This window comes from Gammaproteobacteria bacterium, assembly GCA_035279405.1.
Lineage (GTDB): Bacteria > Pseudomonadota > Gammaproteobacteria > Natronospirales > REEB76 > REEB76.
In genome coordinates this window covers 250,341-261,072 of sequence record DATEHU010000017.1, presented here as the reverse complement: position 1 = coordinate 261,072, position 10,732 = coordinate 250,341, and the positions used below count along the sequence as shown (strand labels likewise).

Genomic DNA, 10,732 nt, shown 5'->3' with positions numbered 1-10,732 from the left:
TCCGTGCCGCGAACGGTTGCCCGTCGCGCGGTGCGCTCTTACCGCACCTTTTCACCCTTGCCTGTGCCTTGCGGCCATCGGCGGTGTGTTTTCTGTGGCACTGTCCGTGGGCTCGCGCCCCCCAGGCGTTACCTGGCATCCTGTCCTGTGGAGCCCGGACTTTCCTCTGCGCGTAAACGCAGCGGCTGCCCGGCCAGCTCCGCACTCATTATACCGGAGCGACGCAGGCGTATTGCTCCTCCGGGAATACCGGGATTACTTGCGTCCGGCGATTTCCAGGGCCTTGGCGTACAGCGGGTTTCTCCGCACGCCGCTGATGCGTGCCGCAATATCCACCGCCTGCTTGATAGGCAACTCTTCCAACAGAATGCGTAGCACCCGTTCCGCCTCGATGTCCGACGTCCCGGATTGCGCCGGTACGCTAGCGGCGACCAGGACCACGGCTTCGCCTTTGGGCGCTTCGGCCTCCGCAGCCAGTTGCGTGGCGAGTTCCATCAGCGTTCCGCTGCTCACCGTCTCGTGCAGTTTCGTGAGCTCGCGCGCAACTACGGCGTCGCGCTCCGCGCCCAGGGTTTGCGCCATGTCCGTGAGTGAATCCCGCAGGCGGTGCACTGCTTCATAAAACACCAGGGTGCGGGCTTCGGCCGCCAGTTCGGTAAGCCGAGCGCGACGCGCGGCCGCCCTAGCCGGCAAGAACCCCTCAAAGGCAAAGCGGTCGGTGGGCAGGCCGCTCACCGACAGCGCGGCTATCAGGGCGCTCGGTCCGGGGATGGGGCTCACGGTCACGCCCGCGGCACGCGCGGCGCGCACCAGAGTGAATCCCGGGTCGCTGATGAGCGGCGTACCGGCATCCGACACCAACGCCACGGACTCGCCTGCGAGCAGCCTGGCCAGTACACGCGGCGTGCACTCGGTCTCGTTGTGATCGTGCAGCGGCAGCAGCGGCGTGCGCAGACCGAAATGCGCGAGCAGCGCGCGTGTATGGCGCGTGTCTTCGGCGGCAATCAACTGCACCTCAGCCATGACCCGCTGCGCGCGCGGCGAAAGATCTTCGAGATTGCCGATGGGCGTGGCCACTACATAAAGCACGCCGGCGCCGTGTTTTGCCATTTCCGTTCCCCGGTTTTCCCGCCAGCCGTTGCTGCAGGTATGATGAGCGCAGGTCCATCCTGCACTGGAAACCGAAATTCATGCAAGGCGATCTCCCTCGCGCGCGACTGCGGCGCTACGGCCTGGCAGTCGTGTTGCTCGGTCTGCTCGCAGGCTGCGCGGTCACGCCGCCACAGCCCGTACCCCAGGGCCGCGCCGCACAGGCGCAGCAGTTGCTCCAGCAGGGAAACTATGCGGCCGCCGCCCAGCTTTATGAGTCACTGGCCGCGGGCGCGCAGGCGCAGGCGCGTGACGAGTATCTGGTCAGCGCGGCGGAAGCATGGTGGCAAGCCTCTCAGGGACAGAAGGCGTGGAAACTTCTCGGCGAGGTGCAGCCGGCCTTTCTCACTCCAGGTCTGAACGCGCGCGCCGAATTGCTCAAGGCGCAAATGGATTTTGCCGCACGCCAGCCACAAGTGGCTCTCAAGCATCTGCAGTTTCCGTTGACGGCACTCCCCGACGAGCTCAAGGCACGTACCCTGTTGCTGCGCGCACAAGTCGAAGCCGCGCTCGGCAATACGCTGGGCGCCGTTGAGGACCTGAGCGCACGGGAAAATTATCTGGCCGGCAATCCTGCCGCCATCCATGACAATCATCAGCGCATCTGGCAGCTCATCTTCCAGAGCCATGCCTCGTTCAATATGCAGGCGCTGCCACCGGGAATTTCCCAGACCGCGCGCGGCTGGCTGGTGCTCGGCAACCTCACGCGCAATATCTGGCAGCAACCGCGCAATATGTTGCAGCAGCTCCAGGCCTGGCAGGTGCAGTTCCCCAATCATCCCGCGGAACTGGATATCGTTCCCGAGCTGATCGCCAAGCAGCAGGCGCTGGTGACCTACCCCGCGCGCATTGCGCTGCTGCTGCCGCTGTCGGGCGCGTATCAATCAGTCGCCGATGCGGTGCGCGACGGCCTGTTTGCCGCCTATTTCCAGCTGGCCGGCAACGGCAGCGCACCGGCGGTCACGCTGTATGACGCCGGCGCAACCGCAGCCAGCGCGCAGGCGGCTTATCGGCAAGCAGTAGCTGCGGGCGCGGACATGGTGGTCGGGCCATTGATCAAGAACAGCGTAAGCGGCATTGCCGCGCTGGGCGCGCTGCCGGTACCGGTGCTGGCGCTCAATACGCTCGACGCTAACCAGGCATCGCCCGCGGGACTGTTCCAGTTCGGCTTGCCACCCGAGGACGAGGCCACACAGGTTGCCAATCGCGTGAGCGCCGAAAACCTGACGCGCGGCTTGGCGCTGGTGCCACAGGGCGATTGGGGCACGCGCGTGCTGAACGCATTTGCCACGCGCTTTACCCAGCTGGGTGGCAACTTGTTGGGTACGCAGACCTATACGCCGGGCGCGAACGATTATTCCGTGCCCATCACGCGCCTGCTGAATCTGAACGACAGCCAGTACCGCGAAGAACAGCTGGCGGCATTTCTCGGCACCAGCCTGCAATTCGAGCCGCGGCGGCGCCAGGACATCCAGTTCATTTTTCTGGCGGCGAACGCCAGTGACGCCAGGCTCATCCGGCCGCAATTGCGGTTTTTCCACGCCATCAACGTGCCGGTGTATGCCACGTCGCAGGTTTACCAGCCGGACGCTCCGGCCGACGATGACCTCGACGGCATTACCTTCGATGACATGCCTTGGACGCTGGAGACCAGTGGCGCCGCCGCCACCACCCGCGCCACCGTGACGTCCTTGTGGCCGAACAATTTCTCGAGCAACAGCCGCCTGTACGCACTGGGCTTCGACGCCTGGCGGCTCATTCCGCTGCTCTACCAGGGTCACGCGTTCAACATTTCCGTACAGGGCATGACCGGCCTGTTGAGCATGACGCCCGACGGCCGCATTCACCGCCAACTGGATTGGGCGACGTTCATCAACGGCATGCCACAGTTGCTGACACCGCTGGCGGCGCCGACGGCGCCGATCGTGGCCGCGCCCGGTCCGTCTCCGTGAATCTCGCGCCGCATCTGGCTGCGGGCCAACGTGCCGAGGATCAGGCTCTGGAATTGCTGCGCCATGCCGGTCTCAAGCTGCTGGTGCGCAATTACCGCTGCCCACAGGGCGAACTGGACTTGGTGATGGCCGATGGTGAAGCCCTGGTGATAGTGGAGGTACGTTACCGCCGCGACCGGGGTTTCGGCAGCGCCGCGGAAACCGTAACCACGCGCAAACAGGACAAACTGCTGCGTGCGGCGCAGCACTTTTTACGCCAAGACGCCCACTATCGCCGCCGGCCGCTGCGCTTCGATGTAATCGCCGTGACCGAAGACGCCCACGGCGCAGCGCAAACCGAATGGATCAAGGACGCCTTCCGTGCTGATTTCTGACATACGGTCATTGTCAAAATGATGCATCTGCACTCCAGCCAGCATATAAAATCTCCCTTCACTCCCCGGTACGAAAGGGGGGCGCGCGCTGCGCGCGCGGGAGGATTTGGTCTTGACAGCTCTTCTCATGCCTGTCCTTGGCTTCAAACAGGAGAACACACTTCGTGGACCTGAATGCCCGTGTTACCCAGCTCTTCACCGACAGCATCGCCACCAAGCAGGCGGCGCTCAAGATACTCGTGCCGGCCATCGTTACCGGCGGCCAGCTCATGGCCGTGGCACTGAAGCAGGGCCACAAGATCATGAGTTGCGGCAACGGCGGCTCGGCGGCCGATGCCCAGCACTTTTCCGCGGAACTCCTCAATCGCTTCGAGCGCGAGCGCGCACCACTCGCCGGTATTGCTCTCACCACGGACACCTCGACGCTGACCTCGATTGCCAACGATTACCACTATGACGAGGTATTCGCCAAGCAGCTGCGCGCGCTCGGCCAGCAGGGCGACGTGCTGCTGGCGATCTCCACCAGCGGCAATTCGCCGAACGTGGTGCGCGCCATGCAGGTGGCACGTGAGAAAAACGTGCATATCGTGGCGCTCACCGGCCGCGACGGCGGCAAGATGGCGTCGCTGCTGCAAGCGCCGGACGTCGAGATTCGCGTGCCCGCAAAAGTCACCGCGCGCATCCAGGAAGTGCACCTCCTCGCGCTTCACTGCCTCTGCGATCTGATTGACGCGCAGCTCTTCGGCGCGCGCGCCTGACATCGGTCCGCAACGCGCGCAGCAGGGAGGCACACGCGTGCATGCATTGATTTGCATCAATTTCCTTGACGCTCCCTTGCGCTAGAGTGCCTTGTCAATCGACACGCAGCAGGGGTCGGCGCAATTTCCATGGAATTGAAACAGCAAATCGTGCTGGTCACCGGAGGCGGCCGCGGCTTGGGTCTGGCCATTGCCAGGGCGTTCGCCGCTGAGGGCGCGCGCATCGTGGTGAACTATCTGCGCAGCCGCGAGCCCGCGGAAGCGCTCGCGGCCAAATTCGGTCCGAAACAGGCACTGGCTTTGGCCGCAGACGTCACCCAGTCCGATCAGGTCGGGGCGATGTTCCAAGCCGCCGAGCGGCATTTCGGCCAGCCCGTGACCACGGTGGTCAACAACGCGCTGCCCGATTATGCGTTCAACGGCGAGGCGCGCGCCAAGGCGCTCGAGATCAAATGGGATGCTTTTGCCGCGCAACTGCAGGGTGCGATCGGCGGTGCGCTCAATACCACGCAAGCCGCGGCGCCGGCCATGCGTGCGCGGCATTACGGGCGCATCATCAACATCGGCAGCAACCTGTTCCAGAACCCCGTAGTGCCTTATCACGATTACACCGCCGCCAAGGCCGCGTTGCTGTCGCTCACCCGCACGCTGGCGGCGGATCTCGGCCCAGACGGCATCACGGTGAACATGGTTTCGGGCGGCCTGCTGCGCACCACCGATGCCAGCCGGGCCACGCCGCCAGCGGTGTTCGACACGATTGCCGCCGGCACCCCGCTGCGGCGCGTCACCACACCGGAGGAATTCGCCGATGCCGTGCTGTTCTTCGCCTCACCCTGGGCACGTGCGGTAACCGGCCAGAACCTGATCGTGGACGGCGGGCTGGTCAAGAACTGACAGGGGTTATCCGCGGGCGCGGATCGCGTTGTCAACGCTGCGCACTGCGTGCACGCACTTCCGCAAACGTCCAGTCGCGGAGCAGCGTTCCGTTCTCCCATACCGTAGTCATCGCGTCTTCCCAGGCGGGATCGGGCACCAACGCGTCGGCGGCAATTGCGCCGTGCGGCAACGCCACGGTTTTGAAGGTGCCATGCTCGCGGTGGCGCACCAGCGTGAGACGCCCGCGTTTGGACGCCTTGGAATGGTCGGTAACCGGATCCTTGAATACGTCCGTCCAAATGCCGTTGATGCGCACGGCGGAACACTTGAGCGCAAACTTCTGGGTGTCGCGGTTCATTTTCTGCAGGAGCGCACCGCCCATCCCGAACGCGATGTTGTCGGCGGAGTAACGCGCGTGCGTGATGCGCTCCAGGATCGCGCGGATCGAATCGGGATTCACACCGTCGCCCTGGATCACGCGCACGTGATTCAGCACGCGGTAGCCCTTGCGGTTCAGCGTGCTGCCGAACGCCGCATTCAGCAGCCTGAGCGTCTGATGGACAATGTCGGCCGGGTCACCCGAGTCGGGCCGTACCACGAGCGTCGCACCGCTCGCGATGACCTCCTGGCGCAACGCGCCGCCCCACATGGCTTCGACTGCGTGGAACACATCGTAGCTGTCGGACACGCAGGCGAGCACGCTGCCGGGTTTGGCGAACTGGCGCAGCATGTTGCGGTAGGCTTCCAGCTCGCGGTCCCGGCCCCAGGCGGTAATGGTGCTGTGCTCGGCTGCGGGAATCGAGTAGCCCGCCATGGGCTCGCCATAATATGCACGCGCCGCCAGTACGCCGAGAATCGTGTCGCTGCCACGGAAGTTGACGAGGTGCGCCATGCCGCCGAGCGCCGCCGATTCCGCGCTTGACACACCGCGCGCGCCGAAGTCGTGGAGCTTGAACGCAAGTTGCGCGGCTGGATCGTCGCTGGTTTTGTCGAGATATTCCCGGATCGTCTGCCGGACGTGCCAACTTACGGTCGCGACCGTCACCGGGTACCACACACGCATCAGCAGGGTTTCAACGTAGGACGGCAACCAGAAACATGCGGGATCGGTGCTTTCGATCGTCATCAGCGCCTGGTGCGTGGGCACCAGCGTGCCCTCCGGCACGGCGCGGATGCGCAACGGCAGTTTCCCGCCGTGCGCCACCACGATGTGCCGCCAACCCGCCGCGTTGAACGGCTCGCCATGTGCGGCGAAAAACTCCTGCGCCTCCTCGATCATCGGCGTCGTCACCGGCCGGGTAAGGTATTCCTTGAGGATCGACTGCAGGCCGAAAAACAGCGTGCGCTCGTACACGCCGCCGCGACTCTCCAGGTAAAAGAACGTCGCGTCCACTCCCGGCGGATACTGCAGCCAGTGGCTCGCCTTGTAGCTGTCGGTGTTGAGAATCAGGTTGGCGGTGACGTGCATGCAAACACACGATACCGCGGGTGCCATCCGCATGCACTCTCTGTCTGTGGCGCAGGTCGGCTTACCGAAGAATATGCGTGGAATCGACAACGCCGGATGCGCGTCAGGCATTTTCCTCCCTGCCGGAACGCGATCCCGCAAACCGGTTGCGTACTCGCCGCTTGCGGCGCCGGTAAGCCTGTGTACAAACGCAGCCGCCCCCACCACGCGAAAATCGCCTGATTAATCAGACATCGGGCCTGCGAATCACACCGGCCAAGTCCGGATAAAAACCCATATTTGTGACGGCCAAAAGGCGATTCCGGCCGCATGGGGTGCGCGATTCCCCGGGAAATACTTGATTTGAGCGCCAACCGCCCCCACCTGAACCGGATACGGAGGGGGTGCCAATGGCATCCACAGCCCGTCATGACTGAAGTACAAAAACTTGCCGAGTTCGTGCACGCGGCCGATTTCCGCCGCGTCAGCCAAGCTGCGGTCAAGCAACTCAAGATCCGCGTTTTGGACACACTGGGTGTCGCGATCGCCGCCCTGGATGCGGCCCCGATGGTCGCGATCCGCAGGCTCACCGAATCCCTGGGCGGGAACCCGCAGGCCACGCTCATCGGCGGCGGACGCACCGCGGTGGATCGTGCGGCGTTCCACAACATCGCCTTGAGTCGTTATCTCGATTACATGGACAGCTATCTCGCACCCGGAGAAACCTGCCATCCGTCGGACAACATCGGTGCGGTGCTGGCCGCCGCCGAAAGCGCGAACGCGAGCGGCAAGGATTTTCTCACAGCCGTCGCGATCGCCTATCAGGTGCAAACCAGATTGTCCGATGTGGCCCCGGTCAGGGCTCACGGCTTCGATCACACCGTACAGGGCGCGTACGCGGTAGCCGCGGCCAGCGCCAAAGCGCTGCGCCTCTCGCCCGCCCAGATCGCCAATGCGGTGGCCATTTCCGGTACCGCGAACAATGCCTTGCGCGTCACACGCACCGGTGACCTGTCCAACTGGAAAGGTCTCGCCTATCCCGAAGTCGGCAAGGAAGGCACGTTTGCCGCGCTGCTTGCGCGCGCCGGCATTACCGGGCCGGCCCAGGTCTTCGAAGGCAACAAGGGATTCAAGCAAACCATCGCGGGAGATTTCTCCATGGATTGGGCGCATGAGGATCTGGAAAGCGTGCTGCGCACCATCATCAAGAAGCACAACGCCGAGATTCATTCGCAATCCTCCCTCGAGGCGGCCATCGCGGTCCGGCGCCAGGTCAGATTCAACGCCGACCGGATACGCAGCGTGCGCGTCAAAACCTTTCAGGTCGCCTACGACATCATCGGCGGCGGCGAGGAAGGCGACAAGCACGCAATCCGCACCAAAGAGGAAGCGGATCACTCGCTGCCATACATGGTGGCGGCCGCCTTGCTGGACGGCGAAGTACAACCCGCCCAATACGCAGCACAGCGAATCGTGCGCGGCGATATCCAGGCGCTGCTGAAGAAGGTGACGGTGTTGCCGGATGCGGATTACTCAAAACGCTTTCCCGCCGAAATGCCGAGTTCCGTCGAGGTGGAGTTCGACGACGGCACCACACTGGCGGCGACTGCCGCAAGCTATCACGGGTTCCACACCAATCCATTCGATTGGGCCGCGGCCGTGGAAAAATTCTCGAAGCTTGCGACGCCTTTTACCGGCAGCCGCCTGTGCGACCGGATTGCACACAGCGTGGAGCAGCTGGAAAGCCACGGCGTGCGGGATCTGACCGCACTGCTGGCCGAGATACCGCGGGAGCGGCTGAATTCGACGACGCAGGCTGATTCACTGCCTGCTTCACACAAGGAGAGCAACCATGTTCAACACCAGTTTTGATTTTATTCCACGTGCGTATCGTCCCGAGAAACCGCGCAAGATCGGCCTCACCGAGATTCGCGCACCCTACTATTCGACCTTCGGCACCCGTCACCTCGCGGATGTGCTGGAAGTGGCCGGACAATGGGTGGACGGCATCAAGTGGGCGGGAGGCTCCTTCTCGCTGGTGCCGCGCGAGCAGGTGCGTGCGTTCAGCGATCTCGCCCACAAGTACGACGCGTACGTGTCCTCGGGCGGCTGGATCGAAACCGTCCTGCGCTACGGCCCGGAGGCGGTCGAAAAATATCTCAAGGAGGCCAGAGAGGTTGGCTTCGACGTCATCGAGATTTCCGCGGGGTTCCTCACCATGCCCACCAGCGGCATGCTGCGCCTGATCGAACAGGTCAAGAAAGCGGGATTCAAGGCCAAGCCCGAACTGGGCATCCAGTTCGGCTCGGGCGGTGATTCCTCCGAGGCCGAGCTCGCAGCCGAAGACAAGAAGGACACCGGCGATCTCGTCAACCGCGTGAAACGCGTGCTCGAGGCCGGTGCCGACATCGTCATGATCGAATCCGAAGGCATCACCGAGAATGTCGTGAAGTGGAATACCGCGCCCGCAGCCGCGGTCATCAACGGTGTGGGCGCCGAGCACGTGATGTTCGAGGCGGCCGATCCGCCGGTGTTTGAGTGGTACATCAAGAACTACGGCAACGAGGTCAACCTGTTCTGCGATCATTCGCAGATCCTGCAGCTCGAAGGACTGCGCCAGAATATCTGGGGCAACAAGTCCACCTGGGGCCGGATCGCGAATCCGGCGCCGCGCGCGAGCCACAGGTAACTTGCGCGGCGCGCCTGCGCGCGAGTCCAGCTCGGCGTTAAGCCAGCAGCTTCCCGGGATTCATGATCCCCTGCGGATCGAGTGCCGCCTTGATGCGGTGCATGAGCGCCATTTCCACCGCATCCTTGTAGTGCGGCAGCACATCGCGCTTGAGCTGGCCGATACCGTGTTCCGCGCTGATTGACCCGCCCACTTTGTGCACCCGGTCGTGCACCAGCGCCGAGATTTCATTCTGGCGCGCAAGCAACCGCTCCTCGGTCCAATCCGCGCCGCACGCCACGTTGTAGTGCAGATTGCCGTCGCCCAGATGTCCGAAGATCACGTGCTGAATGCCGGGGAACGCCTCGTCCAGCGCAGCATTCGTGGTACGCACGAAATCCGCCATGCGTGACACCGGAACCGATATATCGTGCTTGATGCTCTTGCCGGATTCCTTCTCCGCCAACGGGATGCTTTCGCGCAGATGCCAGAGCGCATGGCTTTGCGCGATCGATTCCGCGATGACGGCGTCCTGCACGCAGCCGGCCTCAATCGCCCCGCCCACCACGGCTTCAAAGCGCGCGCGCGCATGGGCCTCGGACTCGCTGTCCGACAATTCCAGCAGCGCGTACCAGGGATGGCTGGCCGAGGGTCCGTCGAAGGGCAGATGCTGCTGCGGAAAACAGCGCACCACCTGCTGCAGGCAATAACCCGCCATCAGCTCGAAGCCGGTGAGCGCGGCTCCCAGGCCGGCGCGCGCGCGCGCCAGCAGGGCCACCGCACTCTCGATTGAATCGAGCGCCAGCAGCGCCGTGCACTGCGCCACCGGTAGCGGATACAGCTTGAGTGTGGCCGCGGTCATCACGCCCAGCGTGCCTTCGCTGCCGATGAACAGGTCACGCAGTTCGTAGCCGGTGTTGTCCTTGCGCAATCCGCGCAGGCCGTGCCAGACATCGCCTTGCGCCGTCACCACCTCCAGCCCCAAGGTCAGTTCGCGCATGTTGCCGTAGCGCAATACCTGCGTACCGCCGGCATTCGTCGCCAGGTTGCCGCCGATCGTGCAACTGCCCTCGGCGGCGAGGCTCAGCGGAAACAAGCGGCCGGCGTCGCGCGCGGCCTGCTGCACCGATTGCAGAATGCACCCCGCCTCGACCTGCATGGTGTCGTTGTCGGTGTCGATACCACGAATCCGGTTCAGGCGTTGCAGCGACAGGATTAGCGCGCGACCCGAACCATCCGGCGTGGCGCCGCCGCACAGCCCGGTATTTCCGCCTTGCGGAACCACGGGGATACGCGCCTGCGCGCACTGGCGCACGACTGCGGCGACTTCTTCAGTGGAAGCAGGTCGCACCACGGCCAGCGGTGTCCCGCGATAGCGCTCGCGCCAATCCACCGCGTAGGCTTGCGCGTCCGTGCCTGTCAGCACCTGCGCGGCACCCACGGTGGCCCGCAGCGCATCCAGATGGTTCATGACCCGGGAATCTCGCATTCGACAACCAGCAACTGGA

The 10,732-nt window shown here is 64.0% G+C and carries 9 protein-coding genes and 1 other RNA gene; 6 read left to right on the top strand and 4 right to left on the bottom strand.

The genetic code is table 11. The features are described from left to right. Both rnpB and rsmI read right to left on the bottom strand, forming a co-directional pair. An RNA gene (rnpB, locus tag VJR90_02485) (RNase P RNA component class A) lies at positions 1–201 on the bottom strand; the annotation flags it as partial. A gap of 54 nt (positions 202–255) precedes the next feature. After that, on the bottom strand, positions 256–1,110 hold the full coding sequence (gene rsmI, locus VJR90_02480) for a 16S rRNA (cytidine(1402)-2'-O)-methyltransferase (protein HKV96340.1): 855 nt from the start codon (positions 1,108–1,110) through the stop codon (positions 256–258). 80 nt (positions 1,111–1,190) lie between these two features. On the opposite strand from rsmI, the gene VJR90_02475 reads away from it, so the two are divergent. The 4 genes from VJR90_02475 to VJR90_02460 all read left to right on the top strand — a co-directional run bounded on the left by VJR90_02475 (position 1,191) and on the right by VJR90_02460 (position 5,127). Next, positions 1,191–3,101 carry a penicillin-binding protein activator gene (locus VJR90_02475; GenBank protein HKV96339.1) on the top strand — a complete coding sequence of 637 codons (1,911 nt, stop codon included), beginning with the start codon at positions 1,191–1,193 and terminating at the stop codon, positions 3,099–3,101. Beyond that, positions 3,098–3,475 (top strand): YraN family protein, encoded by a 378-nt coding sequence (locus VJR90_02470; protein HKV96338.1) that lies wholly within the window; start codon positions 3,098–3,100, stop codon positions 3,473–3,475. The genes VJR90_02475 and VJR90_02470 overlap by 4 nt, the downstream gene beginning before the upstream one ends. A 164-nt stretch (positions 3,476–3,639) precedes the next feature. Continuing rightward, positions 3,640–4,233 carry a phosphoheptose isomerase gene (locus VJR90_02465; protein HKV96337.1) on the top strand — a complete coding sequence of 198 codons (594 nt, stop codon included), beginning with the start codon at positions 3,640–3,642 and terminating at the stop codon, positions 4,231–4,233. 129 nt (positions 4,234–4,362) lie between these two features. Then, the gene (locus tag VJR90_02460; protein ID HKV96336.1) at positions 4,363–5,127 is read left to right on the top strand and encodes a 3-oxoacyl-ACP reductase; all 765 of its coding nucleotides are present in this window, start codon (positions 4,363–4,365) and stop codon (positions 5,125–5,127) included. 31 nt (positions 5,128–5,158) lie between these two features. Here the strand turns inward: VJR90_02460 and VJR90_02455 are convergent, their stop codons facing one another. Next, positions 5,159–6,577 (bottom strand): nicotinate phosphoribosyltransferase, encoded by a 1,419-nt coding sequence (locus VJR90_02455; GenBank protein HKV96335.1) that lies wholly within the window; start codon positions 6,575–6,577, stop codon positions 5,159–5,161. 408 nt (positions 6,578–6,985) lie between these two features. On the opposite strand from VJR90_02455, the gene VJR90_02450 reads away from it, so the two are divergent. Beyond that, positions 6,986–8,428, top strand: a complete 1,443-nt coding sequence (locus VJR90_02450) for an MmgE/PrpD family protein (GenBank protein ID HKV96334.1) — start codon at positions 6,986–6,988, stop codon at positions 8,426–8,428. Then, positions 8,409–9,245 carry a phosphosulfolactate synthase gene (locus VJR90_02445; GenBank protein HKV96333.1) on the top strand — a complete coding sequence of 279 codons (837 nt, stop codon included), beginning with the start codon at positions 8,409–8,411 and terminating at the stop codon, positions 9,243–9,245. The genes VJR90_02450 and VJR90_02445 overlap by 20 nt, the downstream gene beginning before the upstream one ends. Before the next feature lie 37 nt (positions 9,246–9,282). Here the strand turns inward: VJR90_02445 and VJR90_02440 are convergent, their stop codons facing one another. Continuing rightward, positions 9,283–10,695, bottom strand: coding sequence for an FAD-binding oxidoreductase (locus VJR90_02440; GenBank protein ID HKV96332.1), 1,413 nt, complete (start codon positions 10,693–10,695; stop codon positions 9,283–9,285). Positions 10,696–10,732: the final 37 nt, after the last annotated feature.